Source organism: Nocardia sp. NPDC087230, assembly GCF_044744725.1.
GTDB lineage: Bacteria > Actinomycetota > Actinomycetes > Mycobacteriales > Mycobacteriaceae > Nocardia > Nocardia canadensis.
This window is the reverse complement of sequence record NZ_JBIUYV010000002.1, coordinates 651,612-678,253: the sequence shown is the minus strand read 5'-3', so window position 1 is coordinate 678,253 and position 26,642 is coordinate 651,612. Positions and strand designations below refer to the sequence as shown.

The 26,642-nt window shown below is 69.0% G+C and carries 26 protein-coding genes and 1 tRNA gene; 13 read left to right on the top strand and 14 right to left on the bottom strand.

Annotation, left to right across the window (positions count from 1 at the left end):
• Positions 1 to 157 precede the first annotated feature (157 nt).
• The 3 genes from ACIO52_RS09435 (at position 158) to ACIO52_RS09425 (ending at position 3,230) form a co-directional block, all read left to right on the top strand.
• The gene (locus ACIO52_RS09435; RefSeq protein WP_218716984.1) at positions 158 to 580 is read left to right on the top strand and encodes a Fur family transcriptional regulator; all 423 of its coding nucleotides are present in this window, start codon (positions 158 to 160) and stop codon (positions 578 to 580) included.
• Positions 577 to 2,037: a catalase gene (locus tag ACIO52_RS09430; protein ID WP_218716970.1), complete on the top strand. Its 1,461-nt coding sequence runs from the start codon at positions 577 to 579 to the stop codon at positions 2,035 to 2,037. Before ACIO52_RS09435 ends, ACIO52_RS09430 begins: the two co-directional genes overlap by 4 nt.
• A 524-nt stretch (positions 2,038 to 2,561) precedes the next feature.
• Positions 2,562 to 3,230, top strand: a complete 669-nt coding sequence (locus tag ACIO52_RS09425) for an arsenate reductase ArsC (protein ID WP_308248390.1) — start codon at positions 2,562 to 2,564, stop codon at positions 3,228 to 3,230.
• Here ACIO52_RS09425 and atzF read toward each other — a convergent pair.
• Positions 3,187 to 4,902: an allophanate hydrolase gene (gene atzF, locus ACIO52_RS09420; protein WP_316573206.1), complete on the bottom strand. Its 1,716-nt coding sequence runs from the start codon at positions 4,900 to 4,902 to the stop codon at positions 3,187 to 3,189. The two genes, ACIO52_RS09425 and atzF, sit on opposite strands and share 44 nt — an antisense overlap.
• An 11-nt stretch (positions 4,903 to 4,913) precedes the next feature.
• Positions 4,914 to 5,618 carry a GntR family transcriptional regulator gene (locus ACIO52_RS09415; RefSeq protein ID WP_218716972.1) on the bottom strand — a complete coding sequence of 235 codons (705 nt, stop codon included), beginning with the start codon at positions 5,616 to 5,618 and terminating at the stop codon, positions 4,914 to 4,916.
• Positions 5,619 to 5,842: 224 nt separating this feature from the next.
• Between ACIO52_RS09415 and ACIO52_RS09410 the strand changes: the two genes are divergently transcribed.
• Positions 5,843 to 6,010: a hypothetical protein gene (locus ACIO52_RS09410; RefSeq protein ID WP_218716973.1), complete on the top strand. Its 168-nt coding sequence runs from the start codon at positions 5,843 to 5,845 to the stop codon at positions 6,008 to 6,010.
• Positions 6,011 to 6,147: 137 nt separating this feature from the next.
• Here ACIO52_RS09410 and ACIO52_RS09405 read toward each other — a convergent pair.
• From ACIO52_RS09405 to ACIO52_RS09395, 3 genes are all read right to left on the bottom strand, one after another.
• Positions 6,148 to 6,221 (bottom strand) — tRNA-Pro (locus ACIO52_RS09405).
• 64 nt (positions 6,222 to 6,285) lie between these two features.
• Positions 6,286 to 7,953 carry a hypothetical protein gene (locus tag ACIO52_RS09400; RefSeq protein WP_402642886.1) on the bottom strand — a complete coding sequence of 556 codons (1,668 nt, stop codon included), beginning with the start codon at positions 7,951 to 7,953 and terminating at the stop codon, positions 6,286 to 6,288.
• Positions 7,954 to 7,992: 39 nt separating this feature from the next.
• Positions 7,993 to 8,955, bottom strand: coding sequence for a metallophosphoesterase (locus ACIO52_RS09395; RefSeq protein ID WP_218716975.1), 963 nt, complete (start codon positions 8,953 to 8,955; stop codon positions 7,993 to 7,995).
• A 231-nt stretch (positions 8,956 to 9,186) separates the two neighbouring features.
• Between ACIO52_RS09395 and ACIO52_RS09390 the strand changes: the two genes are divergently transcribed.
• Complete coding sequence (locus tag ACIO52_RS09390) at positions 9,187 to 9,651, top strand: GatB/YqeY domain-containing protein (protein WP_218716976.1); 465 nt, start codon at positions 9,187 to 9,189, stop codon at positions 9,649 to 9,651.
• Between the two features lie 58 nt (positions 9,652 to 9,709).
• On the opposite strand, the gene ACIO52_RS09385 is transcribed toward ACIO52_RS09390, so the two are convergent.
• Positions 9,710 to 12,088: a transglycosylase domain-containing protein gene (locus ACIO52_RS09385; protein ID WP_218716977.1), complete on the bottom strand. Its 2,379-nt coding sequence runs from the start codon at positions 12,086 to 12,088 to the stop codon at positions 9,710 to 9,712.
• A gap of 373 nt (positions 12,089 to 12,461) precedes the next feature.
• On the opposite strand from ACIO52_RS09385, the gene ACIO52_RS09380 reads away from it, so the two are divergent.
• The gene (locus ACIO52_RS09380; protein WP_019044565.1) at positions 12,462 to 12,785 is read left to right on the top strand and encodes a WhiB family transcriptional regulator; all 324 of its coding nucleotides are present in this window, start codon (positions 12,462 to 12,464) and stop codon (positions 12,783 to 12,785) included.
• A 136-nt stretch (positions 12,786 to 12,921) separates the two neighbouring features.
• Here the strand turns inward: ACIO52_RS09380 and ACIO52_RS09375 are convergent, their stop codons facing one another.
• Complete coding sequence (locus ACIO52_RS09375; RefSeq protein ID WP_218716978.1) at positions 12,922 to 14,055, bottom strand: ArsA family ATPase; 1,134 nt, start codon at positions 14,053 to 14,055, stop codon at positions 12,922 to 12,924.
• A complete protein-coding gene (locus ACIO52_RS09370; protein WP_218716979.1) occupies positions 14,052 to 15,089 on the bottom strand; it encodes an ArsA-related P-loop ATPase in 1,038 nt (345 codons plus the stop codon). The genes ACIO52_RS09375 and ACIO52_RS09370 overlap by 4 nt, the downstream gene beginning before the upstream one ends.
• Positions 15,090 to 15,148: 59 nt before the next feature.
• Here ACIO52_RS09370 and ACIO52_RS09365 point away from each other — a divergent pair, with 59 nt between their 5' ends.
• Genes ACIO52_RS09365 through ACIO52_RS09355 form a run of 3 tightly spaced genes read left to right on the top strand, consistent with a single transcriptional unit; the run spans position 15,149 to position 16,593 of the window.
• The gene (locus tag ACIO52_RS09365) at positions 15,149 to 15,310 is read left to right on the top strand and encodes a DUF4177 domain-containing protein (protein ID WP_019044568.1); all 162 of its coding nucleotides are present in this window, start codon (positions 15,149 to 15,151) and stop codon (positions 15,308 to 15,310) included.
• 2 nt (positions 15,311 to 15,312) lie between these two features.
• Positions 15,313 to 15,786: a RidA family protein gene (locus tag ACIO52_RS09360; RefSeq protein ID WP_218716980.1), complete on the top strand. Its 474-nt coding sequence runs from the start codon at positions 15,313 to 15,315 to the stop codon at positions 15,784 to 15,786.
• Between the two features lie 9 nt (positions 15,787 to 15,795).
• On the top strand, positions 15,796 to 16,593 hold the full coding sequence (locus tag ACIO52_RS09355) for an MBL fold metallo-hydrolase (RefSeq protein ID WP_402642879.1): 798 nt from the start codon (positions 15,796 to 15,798) through the stop codon (positions 16,591 to 16,593).
• Between the two features lie 171 nt (positions 16,594 to 16,764).
• Here the strand turns inward: ACIO52_RS09355 and ACIO52_RS09350 are convergent, their stop codons facing one another.
• Positions 16,765 to 17,439, bottom strand: coding sequence for a Crp/Fnr family transcriptional regulator (locus ACIO52_RS09350; RefSeq protein ID WP_019044571.1), 675 nt, complete (start codon positions 17,437 to 17,439; stop codon positions 16,765 to 16,767).
• Positions 17,440 to 17,606: 167 nt separating this feature from the next.
• Positions 17,607 to 17,849 carry a hypothetical protein gene (locus ACIO52_RS09345; RefSeq protein ID WP_255587266.1) on the bottom strand — a complete coding sequence of 81 codons (243 nt, stop codon included), beginning with the start codon at positions 17,847 to 17,849 and terminating at the stop codon, positions 17,607 to 17,609.
• 155 nt (positions 17,850 to 18,004) lie between these two features.
• Between ACIO52_RS09345 and nth the strand changes: the two genes are divergently transcribed.
• The 4 genes from nth to ACIO52_RS09325 all read left to right on the top strand — a co-directional run bounded on the left by nth (position 18,005) and on the right by ACIO52_RS09325 (position 21,432).
• Positions 18,005 to 18,763 carry an endonuclease III gene (nth, locus tag ACIO52_RS09340; RefSeq protein WP_402643561.1) on the top strand — a complete coding sequence of 253 codons (759 nt, stop codon included), beginning with the start codon at positions 18,005 to 18,007 and terminating at the stop codon, positions 18,761 to 18,763.
• The gene (locus ACIO52_RS09335; RefSeq protein WP_402642874.1) at positions 18,760 to 19,419 is read left to right on the top strand and encodes a TlpA family protein disulfide reductase; all 660 of its coding nucleotides are present in this window, start codon (positions 18,760 to 18,762) and stop codon (positions 19,417 to 19,419) included. The genes nth and ACIO52_RS09335 overlap by 4 nt, the downstream gene beginning before the upstream one ends.
• Positions 19,420 to 19,433: 14 nt before the next feature.
• Complete coding sequence (locus tag ACIO52_RS09330) at positions 19,434 to 20,162, top strand: CoA pyrophosphatase (RefSeq protein ID WP_255586492.1); 729 nt, start codon at positions 19,434 to 19,436, stop codon at positions 20,160 to 20,162.
• 76 nt (positions 20,163 to 20,238) lie between these two features.
• Positions 20,239 to 21,432 (top strand): MarP family serine protease, encoded by a 1,194-nt coding sequence (locus ACIO52_RS09325; protein WP_218715848.1) that lies wholly within the window; start codon positions 20,239 to 20,241, stop codon positions 21,430 to 21,432.
• Between the two features lie 44 nt (positions 21,433 to 21,476).
• On the opposite strand, the gene ACIO52_RS09320 is transcribed toward ACIO52_RS09325, so the two are convergent.
• The 4 genes from ACIO52_RS09320 to acs all read right to left on the bottom strand — a co-directional run bounded on the left by ACIO52_RS09320 (position 21,477) and on the right by acs (position 26,401).
• Positions 21,477 to 22,463 carry an alpha/beta fold hydrolase gene (locus tag ACIO52_RS09320; protein ID WP_218715849.1) on the bottom strand — a complete coding sequence of 329 codons (987 nt, stop codon included), beginning with the start codon at positions 22,461 to 22,463 and terminating at the stop codon, positions 21,477 to 21,479.
• 55 nt (positions 22,464 to 22,518) lie between these two features.
• A complete protein-coding gene (locus ACIO52_RS09315) occupies positions 22,519 to 23,007 on the bottom strand; it encodes a phage holin family protein (protein ID WP_218715850.1) in 489 nt (162 codons plus the stop codon).
• Between the two features lie 31 nt (positions 23,008 to 23,038).
• A complete protein-coding gene (gene nhaA, locus ACIO52_RS09310; RefSeq protein ID WP_218715851.1) occupies positions 23,039 to 24,304 on the bottom strand; it encodes a Na+/H+ antiporter NhaA in 1,266 nt (421 codons plus the stop codon).
• 138 nt (positions 24,305 to 24,442) lie between these two features.
• Entirely contained in the window at positions 24,443 to 26,401 is a 1,959-nt protein-coding gene (gene acs, locus ACIO52_RS09305; RefSeq protein WP_402642869.1) for an acetate--CoA ligase, read from the bottom strand.
• Positions 26,402 to 26,642 lie beyond the last annotated feature (241 nt).

Below are 26,642 nucleotides of genomic sequence, written 5' to 3'. Positions count from 1 at the left end.
GCCCGGGGCTGTTCGGACGCCGACAGTGGTGTTCAACCAACGCCCCGGTGCGGCTATTCCAGGCCCTGGATGTGATCCGCGCAACCCTGCTTGATCTCGTCGTTTTCTTGACTTATTCCAGAAAAAGGGGAGAGTGGATGGTGTGCACACCGAGGAGATGGACGCTCGCCGACTGTTGCGCGATGCGGGGTTGCGGGTGACCGCACCACGGATCGCGGTGCTGGATACTGTTGCGGCGCTACCGCATTCGGATGCGGAGACGATCGCGACGGCCGCCAGGGCGCGGCTCGGCGCGGTGTCGACGCAGGCGGTGTACGACGTGCTCAGCGCCTGCGTGCGAGCGGGGATCCTGCGGCGGATCGAGCCCGCGGGCTCGCCTGCCCGGTTCGAGACCCGGACCGGGGATAATCACCATCACCTGGTGTGCCGAAGTTGTGGGCTGGTCGTCGACACCGATTGTGTGTCCGGCGCCCCGCCCTGTCTGCAGCCCGCGGACGATCACGGTTTCGCGATCGATGAGGCCGAGGTCGTCTTCTGGGGGTTGTGCCCCGACTGTCGAAATCAGGAGGCCGCGAAATGACCAAGCCGACCACGACCAACACCGGCAATGCCGTCGAGAGCGACGACGAATCGCTGTCGGCCGGAACCCAGGGACCGGTACTGCTCCACGACCACTACCTGATCGAGAAGCTGGCCCAGTTCAACCGCGAGCGGGTGCCGGAGCGCATCGTGCACGCCAAGGGCTCCGGCGCGTACGGCGAGCTGGTGGTGACCGGCGATGTCAGCCGCTACACCAAGGCCAAGCTGTTCCAGCCGGGCGCGCGCACCGAGTCGCTGGCGCGGTTCTCGACCGTGGCCGGCGAGCAGGGCAGCCCGGACACCTGGCGTGATCCGCGCGGTTTCGCGGTGAAGTTCTACACCGAGGACGGCAACTACGACCTCGTCGGCAACAACACCCCGGTCTTCTTCATCAAGGACGCGATGAAGTTCCCCGACTTCATCCGCTCCCAGAAGCGCCTGCCCGGCAGCGGCCTGCGCGACCACAACATGCAGTGGGACTTCTGGACGTTGCGCCCGGAGTCGGCGCACCAGGTGACCTGGCTGATGGGCGACCGCGGCCTGCCCAAGTCCTACCGCCACATGGACGGCTTCGGCTCGCACACCTACCAGTGGATCAACGCCGAGGGCGAGCGCTTCTGGGTGAAGTACCACTTCAAGACCGATCAGGGCATCGAGTTCCTGACCCAGGCCGAGGCCGACACTCTCGCCGGGTCCGACCCCGACTACCACCGCCAGGATCTCTGGGAGGCGATCGAGCGCGGCGAGTTCCCGAGCTGGACGCTGAAGGTCCAGATCATGCCGGTCGCCGAGGCCGAGGGCTACCGGTTCAACCCGTTCGATCTGACCAAGGTGTGGTCGCAGCAGGACTACCCGCTGATCGAGGTCGGCAAGTGGACGCTGAACCGCAATCCGGGCAACTTCTTCGTCGACATCGAGCAGGCCGCGTTCGAGCCCTCCAACATCGTCCCCGGCATCGGCTTCTCGCCGGACAAGATGCTGCTCGGCCGCGTCTTCGCCTACGCCGACGCGCACCGCTACCGGATCGGCACCAACTACGCGCAGCTGCCGCCGAACCGGGCCAAGGCCGCCGAGGTGAACTCCTATTCGAAGGAGGGCGCGATGCGGTACGAGTACAACCCCGCCGACGTGCCGGTCTACGCGCCGAACTCCTACGGCGGTCCGCACGCCGATCCGGCGCGGGCCGGTGACGGCGGGCTCTGGGAGTTCGACCCGTCGATGGTGCGGGCCGGCTACATCCAGCACGCCGAGGACGGCGACTTCACCCAGGCGGGCACGCTGGTGCGGGAGGTCCTCGACGACGCCGCCCGCGAGCGGCTGGCCGACAATATCGTCGGGCACGTGCTCGCCGGGGTCACCGAGCCGGTCCTGAGCCGGGTATTCGAGTACTGGCGCAATGTCGACGCCGATCTGGGTAAGCGCGTCGAGGAGGGGGTGCGGGCCGGCCGGGAGGGCTGATCCGCCGATCGAAGCGACAGCGAGGCAGGTACGCCGAGAGGCCTACCTGCCTCGCGTCGTGTCCGCAGGAAATAGGTTGGCGCGGAGCGGAACTCGGTCCGCGCCATCGATGTCATTTCGGTCAGAAGTTGCTGAACCAGTACAGCAGGCTCGCCAGCAACCAGACGATCAAGGTCTCCATCGTCGCTCTCCATCTTGTCGGTACTTCCATCATCGCCGATGAACCGGCCTGTGCTGACAAGTTGTTCTTAAGAACCTCTCGAGACGGGCATCGCATCCTTTCTCCAGACACCGGAACAACCGGGTCCGACCGGTCTCGAGGGGTGATCAGTCGGACCCGGCGGTGCAGACCAGAAGGTGGCTCTTCCAGACGCTGAAGACGCACTGCCGACGGTAACCACACCGAAGGACTGGGCCGGAGCTGTTCCGAAGGTGTCGCGGGGTACGCCGACCGGGCCGGTCTGATCGAGGGGTGACCGGCCCGGTCGTTTGCGTTCGGCGGCGTTCGCCGTCAGGGTTGGGGAGTGGTCGAAATCGCCGAGCACCGAGACGCGCTGGATCGTGCCGAGGGACGGCTGCGCGAAGAATTCGCGACGATGTTCGAGCTGGAGACGATCCATCGTTTCCTGCACTCCTCCTACGACGACTTCGCCGCCAGGGCGACGGTGACTTTGTATCTCCCGCTGCTGGCGGAACGTTTCGGCCGACAGCGACTCCAAGCGCTGGCCAAGGTCGAAGGCAAGGTCGCGACACCGCGCCCGACGGTGCTGTTCCTGTGCACGCACAACGCGGGCCGGTCGCAGATGGCGCTCGGCTTCTTCGAGGAACTGGCGCTGGGTCGCGCCGTCGCCTGGTCGGGCGGGTCGGTGCCGGGTGAGCAGCTCAATCCGGCCGCGGTGGCGGCGATGGCGGAGGTGGGCATCGACATCTCCCGCGAGTATCCGAAGCCGTGGACCGACGAGATCATCCGGGCCGCCGACGTGATCGTCACGATGGGCTGCGGCGACACCTGTCCGCTGGTGCCCGGCGTGCGCTACGCGGAATGGATCATCGAGGACCCGGCCGGCCTGGAACTGGAGCTGGTGCGGCCCATCCGCGACGACATCGGCCGCCGCGTGACGGACCTGCTCACCGAGCTGGGGATCGCCGTCAGCGAGCCCGCAGATACGCCACCCAGCCCCCGTAACCGGTGATGTCGGTGGCGGCGACGGCGGCGTCGTAGCTGCACGCGAAGCCGACCACCGAGCGGCCGTCGGACAGCTCGATACTGGTCAGCGCCATCGGCGGCGGCAGCTGGGCCAGGAAGCGGCCGAGGCCGCCGGGGGAGACCAGGAACAGCTCGCCCAGGATCGGTGCGCCGAGGCCGTCGCCGTGGCGGACCAGCCCGGGCTTGGGCGGCGTCGTGTCGAGCGCGGTCAGGCGGTAGGCGTCGCTGGTGGTGATCTGGCCGGCGAACCGGGCGCCGAGCTGCTCGAGCTGCCAGTGCAGTGGCTGTCCACGCAGATGCGCGCCGAAAACCGCCAGCGGCACACCGGTTTCCACCAGCAGCGGCGACGGGGTGCCGGTGAGGCGGGCGGCCAGGTCGACGGCGAGTTGGTCGGCGAAGGCAGGGACGACCGCCATCACGCCGAACGGCAGGCCGTCGGCCGTCGGCGCGCCGGGGACCGCGACGGCGGCGAGGTCGAGCAGGTTGCAGAAGTTGGTGTAGGTGCCGAGCCTGCGGTTGATGGCCACGGGATCGGCGGCCACCTCGGCGATCGAAGGATGCTCGGTGGTGGTCGGCAGCAGCAGGCCGTCGTAGCCGGTCAGCAGGGCCGTGGCGGTGGCGCGGGCCCCGGCGAGGGTGTCGAGATCGGTGGCGAAGGCCGGTGCGTCCAGTTCCTTCGCGGCGCCGATGATGGCCGCCACGGTGGGGTCGAGGCCCGGCGCGCCCTTGTCGACGAACTCGCCGACGGCCGCGTACCGCTCGGCGACGATCGCGCCGTCGTAGAGCAGCCGGGCCGCGTCCAGCAGCGGGGAGATGTCGATCTCGTGCACCGCGACACCCTGATCGCGCAGCGTGGCAACGGTTTCGGTGAAGGCATGCCGGTAGGCGGGGCTCAGTGGCGCGAGATCGTCGGGGCGGGGGATCGCCACCTTCGGCTGGGGCGAGGCGGCCAGGCGCACGTCGGCGGGCCACGCGCGGCTGCGCGGATCGCGGGCATCCGGGCCCGCCATGGTCTTGGCGGCGGTGACGGCCAGGTCCAGGTCGGCGGCGAAGACGGTGACCGCGTCGTAGTCCGCGCACGCGGGGACGACGCCGTGCGCGGGGATCACGCCCAGGCTGGCTTTGATGCCGACGATGCCGTGCAGCGCCGCGGGTACCCGGCCCGAGCCCGCGGTGTCGGTGCCGATCGCGAGGTCGGCGATGCCGAGGGCGACCGCGGCCGCCGAGCCGGAACTCGAACCGCCGGAGATCAATTCGGGGTACCGGGCGTTGCGGACCGCGCCGTACGGGCTGCGGGTGCCGACCAAGCCGGTGGCGAACTGGTCCAGGTTCGTCTTGCCGAGCACCAGCGCGCCCGCCGCGACCAGACGCGCCACCGCCACGGCGGTTTCGGCGGCCGGATAGGCGAATTCGGGGCAGGCCGCGGTGGTCGGCAGGCCCGCGACGTCGACATTGTCCTTCACGGCGAGGAGTGAGCCCGCCAGCGGTAGTTGCTCGCCCGCGGCGATCCGGCGCTCCAGTTCCACTGCCTCACCGGCGAGTTCGCTTTCCGGGCGCAGCGTGATCCAGACCTCGGGACGGTCCACCTCGGCGATCCGCGCGTAGGCCGCGGCGACCCTGGCGGTCGGTGTCGCGGTGTCGAGTAGTCCTGCTGACATGGCAAGTCTCCTTAATCGCTCATGGACATGGCGGCGACGGCGCGCGAGATGCGGTCGAGCACGACATCGAGCGAGTCGCCGATGTGGGTGTGCAGGAGCCGCTGGGCCAGCTCGAGCTCGCCTGCGAGGACGGCGTCGAGGATGCCGAGGTGCTCGCTGATCGTGGTCTCGATGCGGTTGTTGATCATGAAGTCGTACATGCGCACATGGCGGATGCGGGAGTTCACCGCGATCAGCGCGCGCACCATCTCGGTGTTGCCCGCCGCGGTCAGCAGGGCGACGTGGAATTCCTCGTCGACCACGACGAATCCCGGTTCCTGGGCGGGCGGGTCGGCCTGGAGGGCCAGCCAGCGTTGCTGCTCGGCGCGCAGCAGCCGCTCGTCGTGGGTGAGCGCGGGGTCGGTGCGCACCCGGGTCATCCCGCCCAGTTCCAGCGTCAGCCGCAGTTCGTACAGGTCGCGGATGCGGGCCACGCTCGGCCGGACCGGGCTGAACCCGAACTCCTCGCGCTCCAGCAGGCCGTCCGAGCACAGCATGGTCAGCGCCTCGCGCACCGGCGTACGGGAGATGCCGAATCTGGTCGACAGCTTCGGCTCGGTGAGGCGCTCGCCGAAGCGGATGTCGCCGTTCATCAACTCCGCGCGCAGCGTCGAGTACACGACGTCGCGCAGCGGTCTGCTCGCGCCGTCATCCGGTGCATCCACCCTTGTCGACATGGGTGTATACGCTATCGACCGGGAATTTCTATCAAGTGACAGAAAGTAAGCGGCAGGTTATCGGGTCCTCACACCGCCCGTCTCACCGCGGGCGCGTCCGCGTGGAGAGCACTTCTCAACCACTTTCGAACACGCAGGGAACCTCCGGTGACACAGTCCGCGCGCAGTCTTTGCTGCGAGCCCGCCGTCGCGCTCCCACTCCGCTCACCCCGGAAGGGCGTCCCATGAACACCTCCGCCGCCATCCTGGCCCTCATCCTCGGCCTGTTCTCGGTCATCGCCATCACCGTCTGGTGGCCCAACCCCCTCGACCGCGAAACACCCCCGACTTACGAAGAACCCCTGCTCCGCGGTGCGTCCGTCCCTCGACCCACCCGCCGCGAGCACCACTGATCCGACCCGACGGGTGGGCGATCGCTTCCGCGGTGGCGGAGCCCTTTCCGGCCGAGTACCGGGAGAATGGTCCGGAAATACGAGGAGCCCCTGACCAGCGAACTGATCAGGGGCTCCTCTGTGTCTCAACCAACACGTCGGGGTGACAGGATTTGAACCTGCGACCTCTTCGTCCCGAACGAAGCGCGCTACCAAGCTGCGCCACACCCCGTGAGGCGAACCTGAAGTAGCTTACAACGAGGTGGCGGGGATTGTTAAACCGGCTGGTCAGGGGGCTAGTTGAGGGCTCGGACGGAGCTGAAGATGCGCTTGGCGGTGGCGGCGTCGATGGCGTCGGGGACGCCGGTGTCGGCGATCATGACCATGACGAAGCTGCCGTCCTTCGAGCCTTTGAACGCGTAGGTGTAGATGGAGAAGGTGGACGCGCAGCCAGGCTTGGGTGTGGGGACGGTGCCGGTGGTCTCGGTGAACATGCCCTCGGTCTTGCCGTCGATCGACTTCAGCGGCTGGGCCGGACCGGGGGTGCCGGTGGCGCCCGAGTAGGCCAGGGGCGCGGCCTTGGTGCCGAGCTCGGCGCCCGCCGCGGCGTGGTCGGCCTGCTTGGAGCCGGTGAGCAGCGACATGGTGCGGGTGGAGCCGGGGCAGTAGTCGCGGCCGTCGGTGGCGTAGCCCTTGCCGATGACGGTGTCGCCCGGGGGCTCGCCGACGCCGCCGATGGTCGTCTCGGTGGCGACCTTCCAGCTCGGCGGGACGTCGTAGGCCGCGCCCCGGTCGGGGGAGGCCACCACCTGGTAGCCGGCGATGAGCGGCGTGCGGTTGCCCGCGGCGCCGGAGGGGGACGGGGTGGTGGAGCTGGGCTTCGACTTGCTGGTCGGCGGTGGTGCGCCGGTGGTGGTGAGGGCGCTGACCATCGACGGGGTGGTGCTGCCGCTCGCGGTGGTGGTCGGGTCGTCGTCGCCACGGGTCAGCGCGAAGGCGGTGATGGCGCCGCCGGCCAGCAGCAGTGCGGCGACCCCGGCCGCCACCCAGACCACGGCCTTGCTGCCGGACTTTCGGCCCGGCTGTCCGTAGGGCGGCTGTCCGTAGGGCTGGTTGCCGAACTGCTCGAGCGGCGGGACCTCACCGTACTGCTGCTGCGGCTGTCCCCACGGCTGGGCTGGATTCGGCTGCCCCACAGCCGGATTCCATTGCTGGTTCGAGGCGCCCCACTGCGGCTGCCCCGCGGGCACACCCCACTGCTGGTCTCCGGGCGGATTCGAGCCGGGCCACCCCGCGTTCGGAGTGCGCAACTGGGTCGCGTCGGCCTGCCCGGGGTACGCGTCCGGCCAGGGTGCGGCGGGGCCGCGCAACTGGGTGGGGTCGGCTTGCCCTGGTTGGGGTGAGCTGGGCTGTCCGGCAGGAGGATTCGCTCCGGGCCATGCCATCGCTGGATTCCCCAGCTGGGTCGGGTCCGCCTGCCCGGGCTGCGCGGCCGGTGGATTACCGCCGGGCCATGGCGCGGGTTCGGCGGGGTTGCGCAGTTGGGTGGCGTCGGCCTGGCCTGGTTGCTGCCACGGCTGCGGGGAACCAGGTTGTCCGGCAGGTGGATTGGCTCCGGGCCAGGGTGCCGCCGGAGTCCCCCACTGGGGCGGCTCGGCCTGGCCGGTGGGCGAATTGTCCCATTGTTGGGGGCCTGCCGGGGTCCACTGGGTCGGATCGGGCAGCGGGGGTGGTGGGCCGGAGCCGTCCCAGCGCAGAGTGGGCGGGAGGCCCGTGCTGCCGGGCGTCCAGACCGTGGTGGGGTCGGGGTTGGGTTGTCCCGCAGGGGGATCCGACGGCGTCGGCGCGCCCGGGGGTGGGTTCACCGCACCGGGACGCTGCCACTGCGCGTCTGCTGGGTCGGGTGCACCGGAGCCGCCGAATACGGTCGGGTCGTTGCGCCGGTCGTCGGATCCACTGCTCACTGTCATCCCCTACTGACAAACGTCGTTCGGGGCGCAACCCTAGCGGGCGACGGCCTCCGATGCCGAGATGCCGTAGCCGGTGTCGGCCGAGGGCCGCTTCGGCGGGGCACCGACCAGCGTCAACAGGGTGGCCTCCGGGCGGCAGCAGAACCGGTAGGGCGCCCACGGCGAGGTGCCGATGCCCGCCGAGACATGCAGCTGGGTGTGCTCGCCCCATTGCGAGGCGCCCTTCACCCGGGACTTGTCGATGCCGCAGTTGGTCACCAGCGCGCCGTAACCGGGCACGACCAGCTGCCCACCGTGCGTGTGACCGGCCAGCACGAGGTCGTAGCCGTCCTCGGCGAAACGGTCGAGCACCCGGGGCTCGGGCGAGTGGGTGACGCCGATGCTCAGCTGCGCGAGCTGGTTGGGCGCGCCCGCGACGGTGTCGTAGCGATCGCGCTGCAGATGCGGATCGTCGACGCCCGCGCTCGCGATGCGGATGCCCGCCACCTCGAGGTCGCGACGGGTGTGGGTCAGGTCCAGCCAGCCGCGCTCGGTGAACGCCGCGCGCAGATCCTGCCAGGGCAGCGGGTCGCCGTAAACGCGGCGATGATCCTTCTTGAAATACTTCAGCGGATTCTTCGGCACCGGCGCGAAATAGTCGTTCGAACCGAACACGAACAGACCGGGACGGGCCAGCAGCGCACCGAGTGATTGCACGACGGCGGGCACGGCCTTGGGGTGCGAAAGATTGTCGCCGGTATTCACGACCAGGTCGGGTTCGAGCCGGTCGAGTTCGCGCAGCCACTGCTGTTTGAGCTGTTGGCCCGGCATCATGTGCAGGTCGCTGACGTGCAGAATTCGCAGCGTCGGCGAGCCGGGCGTGAGGACCGGCATCGTGGCTTCGCGCAGGACGAACGCGTTCCGTTCGATCAGCGTGGCGTAGCCGATACCGGCGACGGCGGCCCCGGCGGCTCCCAACGCGGTTCGGCGGACAGCGGACGTCGAGATAACGGGCATTTGCCCAGCATAGGCGACCCCCTCCCGGAACGGCGCGTGTGTTTCCGCACAAGTGATAAGAATTCTCGGCCCGCCGCCGATTCTGGACCGACCGGAGGGTGCGACGAAGGAGTGCCCGGAGGAGGGAAGAATCGGGGTTACAGGGCCGAGAACCGCGCCCCGGCGCGGAATGTTTGCGTTGCGATGAAAATGTGATGGGACTCCGCGAGGTGAACAGCTAGCGTGAGGCGCATGTCGGAACTGAAATCGCAACTGCGCGCGGATATGACCGCCGCGATGAAAGCCAAGGACACTCTGCGTCTGTCGACCCTGCGGATGCTGCTCGCCGCGATCCAGAACGCCGAGGTCTCGGGAGCGCAGGCGAAGGAACTCTCCGATGCCGAGGTCGTCGCCGTGCTGCAGAAGGAAGCCAAGAAGCGCAACGAGTCGGCGGTGATCTACGAGCAGAACGGGCGTGGCGAACTGGCCGCCAACGAGCGTGCTGAGGAAGAGGTCATCGAGCAGTACCTGCCCCGGCAGCTGACCGAGGCCGAGGTCGCCCAGGTCGCCGACACCGCGATCGCCCAGGTCGCCGAGGCGATCGGCGAACGGCCCGGAATGAAGCAGATGGGTCAGGTCATGAAGGTGGCCACCGCGCTCGCCGAGGGCAAGGCCGACGGTTCGCGGCTGTCCGCGGCGGTCAAAGCCCGGCTCTGACCTGCCTGGCCGACGAACAGGGCCGCCGTCCTTCGAGGACGGCGGCCCTGTGTCGTTGCTAGCGCGGCACCGGAATCGGGATCGGTGGCAGACGCGGGATCTGCGGGAGACCGGGCAGCGCGGGCGCGGGCGCCGCGGGCGGCGGCGTGGTCGGCGCGGGCACGCGGACCGAGCCGTCACTGATGTAGATCGTGACGACCGAGCCCGGAATCGCCGAGCCGTTCGGCGAACTGCCCATCACGGTGCCCTTGGCCTGCGAGCCGGGACTGGTCACCGCCGAGACCTGGAAACCGGCGCCGGACAGGATCGAGGTGGCCTCGCCCTGTGACTTGCCCGCCACGTCCGGAACCTGGGAGTTGTTCGCGCCGCGGACGTACTTGTCGTCCACCGGCGGCAGGGCGGGCGGCGGGAACCGGTCCATGACCGGCTTGATGGCGTTGAACCAGGTGCGCGCCGGTTCGTTACCACCGAACAGGCCCGCGGCATTGCTGGCGCCGCAGTTGCGCAGCGGGAACGAGCAGATCTCGCCGGGGGTCGGGCTGTCGCCGTAGACGTAGACCGACGACGCCAGCGAGTTGGTGAAGCCGAGGAACGCCGAGGAGCGGTGGCTCTCGGTGGTGCCCGTCTTGCCCGACATCGGCGCCGCCCAGCCTGCGGCCCGCGCCGCGCCCGCGGCGGTGCCGCTGACGTCGTCCTTGCTCATCGCGTTGGCGAGGGTGTTGGCCAGCCCGGGGTCGACGACCTGTTCGCACGCCTGCTGGGTGAGCGGGACGGGCTTGCCGGTGCGGTCGGTGACCTCCTTGATGGGCGAGGGCGGGCACCACTTGCCCGCCGAGCCGATCGTGGCGGCGACATTCGACAGTTCCAGCGGGTTGATCGCGAACGGGCCGAGGGTGAACGAGCCCATGTTGTTGTTCTTGATGTGGTCGGCCAGGCTCGTGTTGCCGTGCCCGGAGGTGCCCGGATCGGTGTAGGACCGCATGCCGAGGCGGACGGCCATGTCCACCGCGGAGGCGACGCCGACGTCCTGGATCATCTTCACGAAGGCGGTGTTGGGCGAGGTCGCGAGCGCGTCGGTCAACGACATCGACCCGGGGTAGTTGCCCGCGTTCTTGACGCACCAGGAGTCCGCGGGGCAGCCCGGCGAGTTCGAGTAACCCATGCCCTTGGCGGCGTAGGTGCCCGGCACGTCCACCTGGGCGGCGATGCCGAGGCCCTTCTCCATCGCGGCGGCGGTGGTGAACAGCTTGAAGATCGAGCCCGCGCCGTCACCGGCCATCGAGTACGGCTGGCCGAGCAGCGTCTCGTTGGCGTCGCGGTCCAGGCCGTAGGTGCGGCTCGACGCCATCGCCAGGACGGGGTGCGAATCCTGCCCAGGGGCGATCACCGACATGACCTCGGCGATGTTGTCGAGGTTGGGGTCGGCCTGCTCGTTCACCGACCGCTTGACCGATTCCTGCAGGACCGGATCGAGGGTGGTCTTGATCAGGTAGCCGCCCTTGTCGATCTGCTCGCGGCTGATGCCCGACTCGGCCAGGTACTGCAGCGCGTAGTCACAGAAGAAGCCCTTGTCGTGGGCGGCGATGCAGCCGCGCGGCAGGCCCTTCGGCTCGGGCAGCACGCCGAGCGGTTCGGACTTGGCCTTGCGGAACTCCTCCGCGCGGTTGGGGATGTTCTGGATGAGCGTGTCGAGCACCGTGTTGCGGCGATCGGTGACGCCCTGGACGTTGGTGTACGGGTTCAGCTTGGAGCTGGACTGCACCATGCCCGCGAGCATCGCCGACTGGGTGACGTTGAGGTCGGCGGCGTCGATGCCGAAGTAGGTCTGGGCGGCGTCCTGGACGCCGTAGGAGCCGTTGCCGAAGGGCACCAGGTTCAGGTAGCGGGTGAGGATCTCGTCCTTGCTCAGCTCGCGGTCGAGCGTGAGCGCCATCCGGATCTCGCGCAGCTTGCGCGCCGGGGTGGTCTCGATCGCGGCGCGGCGTTCCTGGTCGGTCTTCGCGACGACGAGCAGGTTGAAGTTCTTCACGTACTGCTGGTCCAGCGTCGACGCGCCCTGCTGCACCTCGCCGGAGGAGGTGTTGGTGAGGAACGCGCGCAGCGTGCCCTGCCAGTCGACGCCCTTGTGGTCGGCGAAGCGCTTGTCCTCGATGGACACGATCGCCAGCTTCATGTTGTTGGAGATGCGATCGCTCGGCACCTCGAAGCGTCGCTGCTCGTAGAGCCAGGCGATGGGTGCGCCGTTCGCGTCGACCATGGTCGAGACGGCCGGGACCGTGCCTTCCACCAGTTCGGCTGAGACGTTGTCGACGGCATCGGCGGCTCGGTTGGAGATGAACCCGAATCCACCGGCCAAGGGGAACAACAGCCCGGCGACTAGCACGGAGGCCAGCGCGCAGCTGCCGGCCAGCCTCGCGAGCGTTTGAGTGATCGGCACCAGCCCAGCCTAAAGGGTGGGGTGGCGGTGTTCACGGCTGTGCTGCTCGACAGGGGATGTCCGGTCGGTGCCAGGGGGGTTGCTCGGGCGTGTCAACAAAATGATCACATCGGCGTGTCGCGCCCGGCCACGCCGGTGAACAGCAGGACTGCCCGGTCGGATCCCTGATTTGAATGGACGGCCGTACCAAAAAATCGGGGAGCGGTCTTGCGTAACCGCCATACCTTTACCTAGATTGAGAACCCAGTGTGATAGAGCTAACACTCAAAGTGGAATGTGGTGCGGACCGCAGCGGTAGTTGGGTTGCTGTGATCCGCGCTCGCGATTCTGGAGCGCCGCACAACGGTGTTCGGACTGCAAAGGGGCACATCAAATGCACATCACAACCCCCATCGCTCGACTGGATGTAGAGCAGGCCGAGGCAAGGATCGCTTGGGTTGCCCAGGCGCGATGCAAGGAAGTGGACCCTGATCAGCTGTTCGTTCGTGGTGCGGCGCAGCGCAAGGCGGCGACGATCTGCCGCCATTGCCCCGTGTTGATGCAGTGTGGTGCCGATGCGCTGGACAACCGGGTGGAGTTCGGAGTGTGGGGCGGGATGACCGAGCGACAGCGACGCGCGTTGCTCAAGCAGCATCCCGATGTGACGTCGTGGGCCGACTTCTTCCAGGCCCAGCGCCAGCATCAGGTGGCGATCTAGCAGGCGAGACCGCAGCGTTATCACAAACGGCGCCGAGACCGCGGAGTTTGCGGAATCGGCGCCGTTGGCGGATGTTACGAGACTGTGAGCTATAGCCGATAAGTCTGAATCGAGCTCTGGATTCGGGCAGGTCGGCTCAGACCGCGGCGGGTTTGCCCGCCAACTGGTCGCCGACCGCACGCAAAGCCTCCAGGTCGGAGACCTCGAACGGCAGCGCGGTGACCGAAACGATCGGGACCCGCGGATGGGCGCCGGTGAAGCGATGCAGCAACCGCTGTTCCCGCTTCGCCGTCGCCACCCGCTCGGCGTGGATGCGCAGCACCGACGCGGCGAGCGGGTCCGTCTCCGCGAGCTGGTCGGCGGCGGTCAGCGCGTGATCGGCCGGCAGCCCCGACAGCGCGGGGTGCGTCCGGTTGAGCACGAGGCCGGCCAGCGGCATCTGCTCGGTGGACAGCCGGTCGACGAAGAACGACGCCTCGCGCAGCGCGTCGGGCTCGGGCGCGGCGACCACGAGGAAGTGCGTGCCCGGCTTGGACAGCATCGCGAAGGTGCGCTCGGCCCGGTCCTGGAAACCGCCGAACAGCGATTCCAGCGACTGCAGGAATGTCGAGGCGTCCTTGAGCATCTGGCCGCCGACGATCGTCGACACACCGCGCATCGCCAGGCTCATCGCCCCGGTGACGAACCGGCCGACGCCCCGGCCCGGCGCCATGATCAGCCGGATCATCTTGCCGTTGAGGAAGGTGCCGAGCCGCTTGGGCGCGTCCAGGAAGTCCAGCGCGTTGCGCGAGGGCGGAGTGTCGACCACGATCAGGTCCCACTCCTTGTGCCCGGCCAGCTGACCGAGCTTCTCCATCGCCATGTACTCCTGCGTGCCGCCGAAGGACGAGGCCACCGTCTGATAGATCGGGTTGGCGAAGATCTGCTCGGCCTTCTCGGCGCTGGTGTGCTCGAGCACCATGTCGTCGAAGGTGCGGCGCATGTTCAGCATCATCGCGTGCAGTTCACCGGGGACCTCGGGCCCCAGGTCGACGCGCTGCGGGGTGTTGTCCAGCTCGGCCACACCCAGCGACTGCGCGAGCCTGCGCGCCGGATCGATGGTGAGCACCACGACCTTGCGGCCCGCCTCCGCGGCCCGCAGCGCGATCGAGGCGGCGGTCGTGGTCTTGCCGACGCCGCCGGAACCGCAGCAGACGATCACGCGGGCCGTCGGATCGGCGATGATCCGGGAGACGTCCAGCGGGGGCGTGGTGGTCACTTGCTCGCTCATCGCACTCCCTGCGCCGATAGCTGTTCTGCCAGTTCGTAGAGTCCGCCCAGGTCCATGCCCTCGCCGAGGTCGGGCAGGTGCAGCTGGGGGACGTCCACGCGCGCCAGTTCGGCGGCGCTCTCGTCCTGGGCGGTCAGCATGACGGCGTGGTCGACGGTCTCGGTGAGCAAACCGGCGAAATCCTCGTCGGGCAGGGTGATTCCGGCCTTCGCCAGACTGGCGGCGATGTCGGTGGTGTCGAGCTCGCCGCGCACGGCCAGCTCACGATCGACGGCGGTGAGCCGGGATTCGGCCGCCCGGTTGACGATCACCGTCCCGATCCGCAAGTCGTTGGCCGCCAGCTCGGCGACCGCGTCGGCGGTCTCCTGCACCGGCAGCGCCTCGAGCAGGGTGACCAGGTGGATCATCGTCTGGTCCGAATGCAGCAGCTTGGACACGCCCTCGGCCTGCGAGGCGATCGGGCCGCCCTTGGCGATCTCGGCCATGGCCTGGGTGACATCGAGGAAGCTCGCGATCCGGCCGGTCGGCGGGGCGTCGACGACGATGTCGTCGTAGGCGGGCTTGCCGTTCTTGTCGGCGCGCACCGCGCATTCCTTGATCTTGCCGGTGAGGATCACATCGCGCAGACCGGGAGCGATGGTGGTGACGAACTCGATCGCGCCCATCCGCCGCATCGCCCGGCCGGCGAAGCCGAGGTTGTAGAACATGTCGAGGTATTCCAGGAACGCGTGCTCGATGTCGAGGGCGAGCGCGAACACCTCGCCGCCGCCGTCGGCGCTGGCGATCTGGGTCTCGGTAGGCGGCAGCGGCGGCCGGTCGAACAACTGCGCGATGGACTGACGGCTCTCCACCTCGACCAACAGCACTTTGCGTCCCCCTGCGGCCAGGGCGAGCGCGAGTGCGGCCGAAACGGTCGACTTGCCGGTGCCTCCCTTGCCGGTGACGTAGTGCAAGCGGGCGGTGGCCGCGCGCTGTGGCCATCCGGTCGACGGTTCGGGAACCGACGAAACCGGCTCTGCTGTTGGTGCTCCCACGTGGCCGAGCCTATAACCCGTTTCTCGGCCGTGGTCGGGGTGCGCCCTAAACTCACACCATGAGTGAAGTCACCCTGTGGGAGTACGCGACCGTGCCGCTGCTGACGCACGCGACCAAGCAGATCCTCGACCAGTGGGGCGCCGACGGCTGGGAGCTGGTCACGGTGCTGCCCGGACCGACCGGCGAGCAGCACGTCGCCTACCTGAAGCGGCAGAAGTAGCCGTGGCCACCGCGTGGAAGGACGCGCTCGATCGGCTCGGGGTCACCCTGCCGCCGGTCGCCGCTCCCGTCGCGGCCTACATCCCGGCCGTGCGCACCGGTTCGCTGGTCTACACCTCCGGCCAGCTGCCCTTCGTCGACGGTGAGCTGTCGTCGGTCGGCAAGGTCGGCGCGGACGTCGATGTGGAGCAGGCCAAGGAGGCCGCGCGGCTGTGCGCGCTGAACGCGCTGGCCGCGGTGCACGATCTGGTCGGGCTCGACCGGGTGGTGCGGATCGTGAAGGTCGTCGGGTTCGTCAACTCCGCACCGGGATTCACCGATCAGCCGATCGTCATCAACGGCGCCTCGGAGTTCCTCGGCGAGGTGTTCGGCGAGGCGGGCGTGCACGCGCGCTCCGCGGTGGGTGTCTCGGAGCTGCCGAAGAACACTCCCGTCGAGGTGGAATTGATCGTCGAGTTGGACCGAGCAGTCGGATAGGCAGCCGTCATGGCACTGGAACACCCCGCGTACGGCCAGGTCAGGGCGGTCACGCCGACGGCATCGGTGCTGCTGGCGGACAATCCGTCGCAGATGACGCTCGACGGGACCAACACCTGGCTGCTGCGCGCCCCCGGCAGCGACGACTACGTGGTCGTCGATCCGGGTCCGAAGGACAAGAAGCACACGGCCGCGATCGTCGCGGCCACTGGTGGCCGGGTCGCGCTGACCCTGATCACCCATCACCACCACGACCACACCGGCGGCATCGATCACCTGGTGAAAGCCACCGGGACGCCGGTGCGGTCGGTGGAGACCGAGCATCTGCGCGGCGAGGTGACCCCGCTCGTCGACGGCGAGCTGGTCGAGGCGGCCGGTGTGCGGATCTCGGTGCTCGCCACCCCGGGCCACACCGGCGACTCGGTGAGTTTCGTGCTCGACGACGCGATCATCACCGGTGACACGGTGCTCGGGCAGGGCACCACGGTGCTCGCCTCGTCCTCGGGCGCGCTGGCCGATTTCCTGCGGTCGCTGGAACTGCTGCGGCACCACGGCGCGGGCCGGGCACTGCTGCCCGCGCACGGTCCCGATCATCCCGACGCGGCTCCGGTGGTGCAGTACTACCTGAACCACCGGCGTGAGCGGCTCGATCAGATCCGGGCGGCCCTGGTCGAACTGGGCCAGGACGCGGGCGCTTTCGAGGTCGTCCGCAAGGTGTACGCCGACGTGGACAAACGACTGTGGCCCGCCGCGCGCAGCTCGGTGAAGGCACAGCTGGAATATCTGCGGGCCGAACGCGGGGCCTGAGCCCGGCCCGGGAGCCGACGTGCGCCGTTCGGCACGTCGGCCTGCGGCCTGTCCGGCGCACCCGCTGAAACGACGACGGCACGCCGGAACCACCCTGGTGCGGACGAGGCCCTCTTCCTGCGGAGCCGCACCGGTGGTCCCGGCGTGCCGAGACGTCGTCGAACTACTCGATCAGCGAGCGCGACGTGCGAGCCGCTCGGAGTCCGAGATCAGGACGCTCTTGCCCTCGAGTCGCAGCCAGCCGCGATGCGCGAAGTCGGCCAGGGCCTTGTTCACGGTTTCACGGGAGGCGCCGACCAGCTGGGCGATCTCTTCCTGGGTGAGGTCGTGGGTCACGCGCAGCGCGCCCGCTTCCTGGGTGCCGAAACGCTGAGCGAGCTGCAGCAACGCCTTGGCGACGCGACCGGGCACGTCGGTGAAGATCAGATCGGCGAGGTTGTTGTTGGTGCGGCGAAGACGTCGGGCCAACACGCGCAGCAGCTGCTCGGCGATCTCGGGACGCTGATCGATCCACGCCTTGAGCGCGTCACGGTCCATCGTCACCGCGCGGACCTCGGTGACCGTGGTGGCGGTCGAGGTACGCGGGCCCGGGTCGAAGATCGACAGTTCACCGAACATGTCGGACGGACCCATGATGGTCAGCAGGTTTTCCCGGCCGTCGGGGGACCGACGACCGATCTTCACCTTGCCCGAGGTGATGATGTACAGCCGATCGCCGGGTTCGCCCTCGTTGAAGATGACGTGGCCGCGCGGAAAATCTACGGGCTGCAGCTGCTTGGCGAGCGCGGCCACCGCGGTGGGCTCGACGCCTTGGAAGATGCCTGCTCTGGCGAGGGCCTCGTCCACGAATGTGCTCCTTATGGGATATGGCTTGCGAACCTGGTCGAGCGAATCGACCAACAGCGCAGTCTACGCGGCCTCGCGGCAGCACAGTGACAGACACCACGTAAAGAGTGGATTGCGCACTGTGCGCGGAGTGTGAACGGGGGGTTGTGCCCGCGGCGGAGCGACGATCAGCTGGCCCGAGCGACGTCCATTTCGGCGGTCCGTGAGCGGCGCTTGCGCATCCGCGCGACCGCGGCGGGGAGGCCGAGCTTCGTCAGCTCTTTCACTTCGGCGTTGCTGGCGTTGTCCAGGTACTGCTGAACCTCTTCGTCGGGTTCGAGAAGCTTTCGGAGCCGATTCTCGACCCGCTCCATCCCCAGCGCGAACAGCATCAACAGCACTGGGAAGAGCACCACAGCGAGTCCTTGCATGACAGGCAGTAAACACGGTCCAGGTCTCAGATGGAACACAGGCGGCAAACTGACCGCCCAATGTTGTCGTAGCGGTTACGTATGGTGGACAGGTGCCCGTTTCCCCCTCCACCGCGCCCGCCGGCGACGCCGAAACGGCTGCGGCGCCCACCGGCATCTCCGCGGCGCGTAAGCGCAAGAACCGTGCGATAGCTGCGGAAACGCGGATCGGACTCGTCCGCCGGGCACGTCGGATGAACCGCACCCTCGGTGCGGCCTTTCCCGACGCGCACTGCGAGCTGGATTTCACCACGCCGCTGGAGCTGGCCGTCGCGACGATCCTGTCGGCCCAGTGCACCGACGTCCGCGTGAACCTCACCACTCCCGCGCTGTTCGCGAAGTACCGCAGCGCGCGCGACTACGCCGGGGCCAACCGGGCCGAGCTGGAGGAATACATCCGGCCGACGGGCTTCTACCGGAACAAGACCAGTTCGCTGATCGGGCTCGGGCAGGCGCTGGTCAGCGAATTCGACGGTGAATTGCCTCACACCCTGCCGGAACTGGTGAAGCTGCCGGGCATCGGACGCAAGACTGCGAACGTCATCCTCGGCAATGCCTTCGATGTGCCCGGAATCACCGTCGACACCCACTTCGGCAGGCTGGTGCGGCGCTGGAAGTGGACCGAGGACGAGGATCCGGTCAAGGTCGAACACGCGGTCGGCGAGCTGATCGAGCGCAAGGAGTGGACGATGCTCTCGCATCGGGTGATCTTTCACGGTCGCCGGGTGTGTCATGCGCGTAAGCCCGCTTGCGGCGCCTGTGTCCTCGCCAACGACTGCCCGTCGTTCGGGATCGGGCCGACCGATCCGGTGGCGGCGGCCGAACTGGTCAAGGGTCCTGAGCGCGAACATCTGCTCGATATGGTCGGCCTGTGAGTGATCCCGCCGAACCGTCGCCGGTGCGGCGGCCCGCCTTCCGCTGGGCGCTGGCCGCGCTGATCCTGGTCGTCGCCGCGGCGGTGGCGCTGTGGCCGCGCGGTGGTTCCGAGGACGCCGGCCCGTCGGCGTCGCAGGTCGAGCAGCCAGCGACGGCGTCGGCCGAGCAGCGGGCGGCGGCGGGCCTGGCCCCGTGTCCGGCGCCGGCGCAGGCGCCCGGATCGGGTCCGCTGGCCGGGATCTCCCTGCACTGTCTCGCCGACGGCGGGCCCGTCGACCTCGCCGCCGCGCTCGGCGGCAAGCCCGCGCTGCTCAATCTGTGGGCCTACTGGTGCGGTCCGTGCGCCGTCGAGCTGCCCCACCTGCAGGAATTCGCGCAGCGCGCGGGCTCGCAGCTCACCGTGCTGACCGTGCACAGCGACCCCGACGAGGTGAAGGCGCTGTCGCGACTCGACGGATTGGGCGTCACGCTGCCCGGTGTCGAGGACCCGCGGGCGAGCGTGCGCACCGCCGTCGGCGCGCCCGCGGTACTCCCGGTGTCGGTGCTCGTGCGTGCGGACGGCACGATTGCCAGTGTCGAGGTCCGCACGTTCGCCGATGTCGCCGACATCGCCGATACGGTGGCCGAGGAGCTCGGCGTTCGGATCGCGGTATGACGAAGGACGTTGTGATGAACGGTGTACTACGGCTGGACGAGTCCGGTCTTCCGTCCTGGCTGACCGCCGCGATCCGGCACGGCGGGCCCGACGCCGACGACACCCTCGCCGTCTCCCGCGCCCTGCGCCGGGCCATGTCGATCACCGGCAAGCCGCGTCAGGCCGCCGTGCTCGTCCTCTTCGGCGGTTCGCCCGACGCCGATCCCGCCGCGCCGGGCGGCTTGCCCGCCGATGCCGACGTGCTGCTCACCCAGCGCGCGTCGACCATGCGCCAGCACCGCGGTCAGATCGCCTTCCCCGGCGGCGCCGAGGACCCCGGCGACGACGGCCCGGTCGGCACCGCGCTGCGCGAGGCCGCCGAGGAGACCGGCCTGGACCCCGCGGGCGTGCAGCCATTCGCCATGCTGCCGAAATTGTTCGTTCCGCCGTCGAAATTCGACGTGACTCCGGTCCTCGGCTACTGGCGAGCACCCAGCGCGGTCGGCGTCGTCGATCCGGCGGAAACCGAGCGTGTCGTCCGTATTCCGCTGACCGAATTGCTCGATCCGGCACACAGATTCATGGTGCGTGGCAGTCTCGGCTACCAGAGTCCCGCTTTCCAGGTCGACGGCATGCTGGTCTGGGGACTCACCGGCGGTATCCTCGCCGGAATCATCAAAACGGCTGGGTGGGAACGAGACTGGGATCGGGGCGACGTGCGTGACTTGGAGAGCTCGCTGGCTGCGGTCGGAATGACCCTGTGAGCGAGCGCAGCGAGCGGCCTAGCGGGGCAGCCGCCACGGCGGTCATGCTGGAGCCGAGCGTCAGTGAGGCGGAAGTATGAGCGCCTCGGTATGGCTCGATATCGCGGTCGTGCTGATCGCACTGGTGGCGGCGTCGACCGGCTGGCGGCAGGGCGCGGTGGCGTCGGCGCTGGCCTTCTTCGGCGTCGCGCTGGGTGCGGTCGCCGGCATTCTGATCGCGCCGCACATCCTCAAACACCTCAGCGAGGGGCGCAGCCGGGTCCTCGGCGGCATCCTGCTGATCGTGCTGCTGGTGATCGTCGGCGAGGTCGCGGGCATGGTGCTCGGCCGCGCGGCGCGCAGCAGCATGCGTCATCCCGTGGCGCGCAGTGTGGACAGCGTCATCGGCGCGGTGCTACAGGCGGCGACCGTGCTGGTCGCGGCATGGTTGCTGGCCCTGCCGCTGGCCACGGCCTCGCAACCCGGCGTCGCCGCCGCGATCAACGGATCGCGGGTGCTCGCCGACGTCAACGAGGTCGCGCCGAGCTGGTTGCGCAAGCTGCCCAACGAATTCTCGCGGCTGCTCAACACCTCCGGGCTGCCGGACGTCATCGGACCGTTCGGCCGGGCACCGATCGCCGCGGTCGAACCGCCGGACGCGAGTGTGCTCGCCAGCCCGGTCGCGGCCTCGCTACAGCAGAGCGTGCTGCGCATTCGCGGTGTCGCGCCCAGCTGCCAGCGGGCGCTGGAGGGCTCCGGCTTCGTCGTCGCGCCGGAACGGGTGATGACCAACGCGCACGTCGTCGCGGGCACCACCAGCGTGTCGGTCGATACCGCGCGTGGGCCGATGGAGGCCAGCGTGGTGCTGTTCGACCCGTCCAAGGACATCGCGGTCCTCGACGTGCCCGGACTGACCGCGCCGGTCGTGCCGCAGGCGCCGCAGGCGGCGAGCTCGGGGGAGAGCGCGATCGTGCTCGGCTACCCGGGCGGCGGCCCGTACACGGCCAGCGCCGCTCGTGTTCGCGAGACCCTCGACCTCACCGGCCCGACGATCCACCGCGACGGCACCGTCGAGCGCGAGGTGTACACGGTGCGCGGCCAGGTCCGGGCCGGTAACTCGGGCGGACCGCTGGTCGACACCGAGGGCCAGGTGCTCGGCGTGGTCTTCGGTGCCGCCGTCACCGACGACGACACCGGCTACGTGCTGACCCTGCACGAGATCGCCCCGGAACTGGCGGCCGCGCAGACCAGCGGCGCTCCGGTTCCCACCGGGGCCTGCGTCCTGAGCTGAGACGAATCGTCCCGGGTGGCACCAGCCGCCCGGGACGAACTCGTTCAGGGGGAGACCAAGCCGTCCTTGGGCGACCCGTTGACGCCGTTCTGTTCGCGCCAGCGGGTGGTCAGTACCTCGTTGACCTTGCCGGGGTTCTCCTGGTGCGCGTAGTGCCCGGCTCGGGGAATCGACACCAGCGTCCGATCCGGCGACAGGCGCGCCCCCCGGTGGAACGTGGTGGGCAGCAGATACGGATCGTGTTCGCCGCGCAGCCCGAGCACCGGAATGCCGATCGGCGTGCGCATGGTGGCCATGAACCGCTTGCCGTCGGGGCGCCACTGGCTGCGGAAGGCCCACCGCTGGTACTCCAGCGCGCTGTGCGCGGCGCCGGGAATCCGGATGGCGGTGCGCATCCGGGCCGCGGTCTCGGCGAATTCTGCCGTCCGTGACCAGGTTTCGCCGACCCGCTCACGCAGCAGCCGCTCGACCTCGGCGCCGTCGCGGCGGGTGAGCAGGTGTTCCGGGTAGCGCGGCAGCTGGTAGCGCAGGAAGTCCGGCAGCCAGGTGGCGCGCTGGGCCCGATCGCGCAGTACCGCGCTCTTCAACGCCGCCGGGTGCGGCGAGCTCACCAGCGCGATCGTGCGGACCAGCCGGGGATGCAGCACGGCGGTGGCCCAGCAGACCAGGCCGCCCTCGGCGTGCCCGACGAGCGTGGCCTCGGTGTGGCCGAGCGCCCGGATCAGGCCGGCGATGTCACCGGCGAGGGTCCAGCCGTCATAGCCGCGTGGTGGCTTGTCGGTGTCGCCGTACCCGCGCAGGTCGACGGCGACGGTCCGGTACCCGTGCTGGGTGAGCCCGGTCAGCTGGTGCCGCCACGACCACCAGAAGTCGGCGAAGCCGTGCAGCAGCAGCACCAGCGGGGCATCGGCACGGTCCGTTCCGTCGGCCTCGACGACGTGGAAACGGATCCCGTTGGCGTGCACGTCCCGGTGGGTCCACGGTCCGTCGTAACGGACGCTGGACGGATCCGGGAATGAGTTGGACGACACGCCGATCGAGCCTAGTAGGCGGGTCCGGCCGTCGCGACCGGGCCCGCCCGGCGCGTCATCGACGGGTCGACTTCTCCAGCGCGGGAGCGTGCTCACTGTGGGTGAGCGCCGCGGGCAGGACCTCGGCGGTCTGCTTGAGCGAATTGATCGTCTTCTCCGGCGCCCGCAGTTTGCGGACCTTCAGCCAGCCGAGCAGGGCGAGCAGCGCGGTGGCCGCCACCATCAGCACGAACACGATCAGGAACGCGGCCCAGCGGTACAGCCACACGTCCAGCAGTTCGGCGAGGAAGAAGAAAAAGAAGAACGAGCTGAACAGCAGCACGGTCAACGCGAGGATGAAGAACACGCTGCCGGTGAGTCCCTTGCGGACCTCGGCGGTGACCTCGGCCTTGGCCAGCGCGACCTCGGCGCGGACCAGGGTGGACATCTGCTCGGTCGCATCGCGGACGAGGCTGCCGATACTCGCCGATCCGGGCGGGTTGGCGTCGGTCAACGGGATGGAAGTGACCGTGCGACCGTCATTTCCGCCTTGGGTGTAACTCACTTCGTCGACCCTTCTCCCTGTCCTGGCACTACTAGGCCTCACTGTCCGGTTGTAGCTCGTCCGCGTCGCGGCGCGCCTGGTGCACACGTCCTCGGCGCAACAGTAGCGCCGATCCGAGCAGCGATGCTGCCATGGAGGTCACCAGGACGGCGGCCTTCGCCAGATCGATGGCGTCGTCACCGACATCGGCCAGCGCGAGTTCCGCCACCAGCAGGCTAACGGTGAACCCGATCGCGCCGAGTACCGACAGGGCGAACATGTCGCGATACTCCAGCCCCGCCGGTCGTTTCGCCACGCCGAAACGGATCGCGAGCCAGCTGATCCCGAAGATGCCGATCGTCTTGCCGAGCAGCAGTCCGAGGATGATCGCCAGCGACAACCGGTCGGTGAACAGCGAGCCGAACACCGCCGCGTCCAGCGGCACGCCGGAGGCGAACAACGCGAACAGCGGCACACAGAATCCCGCCGAGATCGGCTGCACGACATGCTCGAGATGGGTGGCGGGCGCGATCTTCTCGCCCGGGTCCTTACGCACTCTGGTGAGCAGTCCGAGCGCGACGCCGGCCAGCGTCGGGTGGATGCCCGCCTCGTGCAGCGCGTACCAGCAGACCAGCGCGACGGGAAGATAGAACAGCGGCGTGTGCAGCCGCTGCCGCTGCGCCAGCGCCCAGGCGGCGCAGCAGGCCAGCGCGACACCGAGCCACAGCATCGACAGCGACGCGGTGAACAGCACCGCGATGAGGATGATCGCGAGCAGATCGTCGACCACGGCCAGGCTCAGCAGGAACACCCGCGCGCTGGCGGGGATGCGTGAGCCGGTCATGGCGAGGACCGCGAGCGCGAAGGCGATGTCGGTGGCGACCGGGATCGCCCAGCCGTTGTCCATGCCGGGCACACCGTGGCCGATGGTGATCGCGATCAGCGCCGGGGTGATGACGCCGCCGACGGCGGCGATGATCGGCAGCGCGGCCCGCTTCGGATCGGCCAGCTCGCCGACGACGAACTCGCGTTTGAGCTCCAGCCCGGCGACGAAGAAGAAGATCGCGAGCAGCCCGTCCTTGGTCCAGTCGGCCAGGGTGAGGTCCAGGTGCAGGGCGGAGATGCTGAGCCGGGTGTCGACCATCGTCTGATAGCTCGCGCCCCAGGGCGAGTTCACCCAGATCAGGGCGATGGCGGCGGCGACGAGCAGCAGCGCGCCACCGACGGTTTCGGTGCGTAGATAGCGGGTGAGCTCGGAGCGAACACGGGTGATCACGGTGGGCCTTTCGGCGGGGTGGACGGCGCTGCGGGCGCTCATCCCATCCGGCGGCGCCTGGAGATTCACGACCGCATGCCGACCAGTCTTCCCGGCACACCTGAACGAGATTCTAACGGATACGGCCGGTGACATCGGAGGTCACCGGCCGTATCCTGCGCCTTCGCGGCGCGTCCCGCCTCAGTTGCCGCCGGCGCGAATCGCCTCGAAGACGCCGGGGTCGACCAGGGTCGAGGTGTCGCCGAGTTCGCGGCCCTCGGCCACATCGCGCAGCAGTCGGCGCATGATCTTGCCGCTGCGGGTCTTGGGCAGCTCGGGCACGATGTGGATCTCGCGCGGCTTGGCGATCGGGCTGATCTCCTTGGACACCTCGGCCTTCAGCTCGTCGACCAGGCCGTCACCGGCGCGGCCCGCCGCGTCGCCGGTGAGGATGACGAAGGCGACGATGCCCTGCCCGGTGGTCGCGTCGCTGGCGCCGACGACGGCGGCCTCGGCCACGGCCGGGTGCCCGACGAGCGCGGACTCGACCTCGGCGGTGGAGATGCGGTGCCCGGAGACGTTCATGACGTCGTCGACCCGGCCGAGCACCCACAGGTCGCCGTCGGCGTCGAGCTTGGCGCCGTCACCGGCGAAGTACCAGCCCTGCTCGGCGTAGCGCTCCCAGTAGGTGGCCTTGTACCGCTCCATGTCGCCCCAGATGCCGCGCAGCATCGACGGCCACGGCTTGTCCAGCACCAGGTAGCCGTTGGCCTCGGTCTCGCCGAGCTGCACCGGCTTGCCCTCCTCGTCGACGACCGTCGCCGAGATGCCGGGCAGTGCGCGCATGGCCGCGCCGGGCTTGGCCGCGGTGACGCCGGGCAGTGGCGAGATCATGATGGCGCCGGTTTCGGTTTGCCACCAGGTGTCGACGATCGGGGTCTTGTTGGCGCCGAGGACGTCTCGGTACCAGCGCCAGGCTTCGGGGTTGATGGGTTCGCCGACGGAGCCGAGCAGGCGCAGGGTGGTGAGGTTGTGGGCGTCGGGGATCTCGCGTCCCCATTTCATGAAGGTGCGGATCAGGGTGGGGGCGGTGTAGTAGATGGTGACGCCGTATTTTTCGATGATCTCGAAGTGGCGGTGTTCGTTGGGGGAGTTGGGGGTGCCTTCGTAGATGACTTGGGTGGCGCGGTTGGCGAGGGGTCCGTAGACGATGTAGCTGTGGCCGGTGACCCAGCCGATGTCGGCGGTGCACCAGTAGATGTCGGTGCCGGGTTTGTGGTCGAAGACGTTGTGGTGGGTGTAGGCGGCTTGGGTGAGGTAGCCGCCGGTGGTGTGCAGGATGCCTTTGGGTTTTCCGGTGGTGCCGGAGGTGTAGAGGATGAACAGGGGGTGTTCGGCGGGGAAGGGCTGGGCTTCGTGGGAAGGCGAAGCGGTCCCGACGGTTTCGTGCCACCACAGGTCGCGTTCATCGGTCCACGGCACCTCGGTACCGACCCGGCGCACGACGAGCACGTGCTCGACCGAGGACGGCACATCGCCCTTGGCGGCGAGCGCCTCGTCGACGGCCCCCTTGAGTGGCGCGGGCTTGCCGCGTCGCCACTGACCGTCGGTGGTGATGATCAGCCGGGCCTCGGCGTCGTCGACGCGCTGGCGCAGCGCCGTCGGCGAGAAGCCGGCGAACACCACCGAGTGGGTGAGACCCAGCCGCGCGCAGGCCAGCATCGACACGATCGCCTCGGGCACCATCGGCATGTAGATCGCGACGCGATCGCCCGCCTCGAGGCCGAGTTCGGTGAGGTAATTGGCGGCGCGAGAGACTTCCTCGAGCAGTTCGCGGTAGGTGATGTCGCGGGAGTCGCCCGGTTCGCCTTCCCAGTGGATGGCGACCTGGTCGCCGTGTCCGTCGATGACGTGGCGGTCGACGCAGTTGTAGGCGACGTTGAGCTCGCCGTCGGCGAACCAGCGCGCGACCGGGGCGTCGCTCCAGTCGAGCACCTGGGTGAACGGCGTGTGCCAGTGCAGCCGGTTGGCCTGCTCGGCCCAGAAGCCGTCACGGTCGGTCTCGCCGCGCTCGTAGAGGTCGGCGCCCGCGTTGGCGGAGGCGGCGAACTCCGCGCTCGGCGGATACGAGTCCTGGTGTCCTGCAGCGGTTTCGGTCATGTCGAATCAGCCTCACATGCCTGGTGCGGTCGGGTCGGTCGGGCGGGGCTCACCCCTGCTCCCTCGAGCGTAGTCAACCCGGTCGCGCTCTCGTCGGCGTTGTGTCGGCAAGGTTTCGGCACGGTCAATCGGCGCCGGTTCATCCGATGACTTCGCGGACAGACCGGCCGGTCGCGGGCTATCGTTTTAAATCAACCGTTCAGCTGATGGTTCCGAGAATTGTTCATATTTTTCTGCCGAA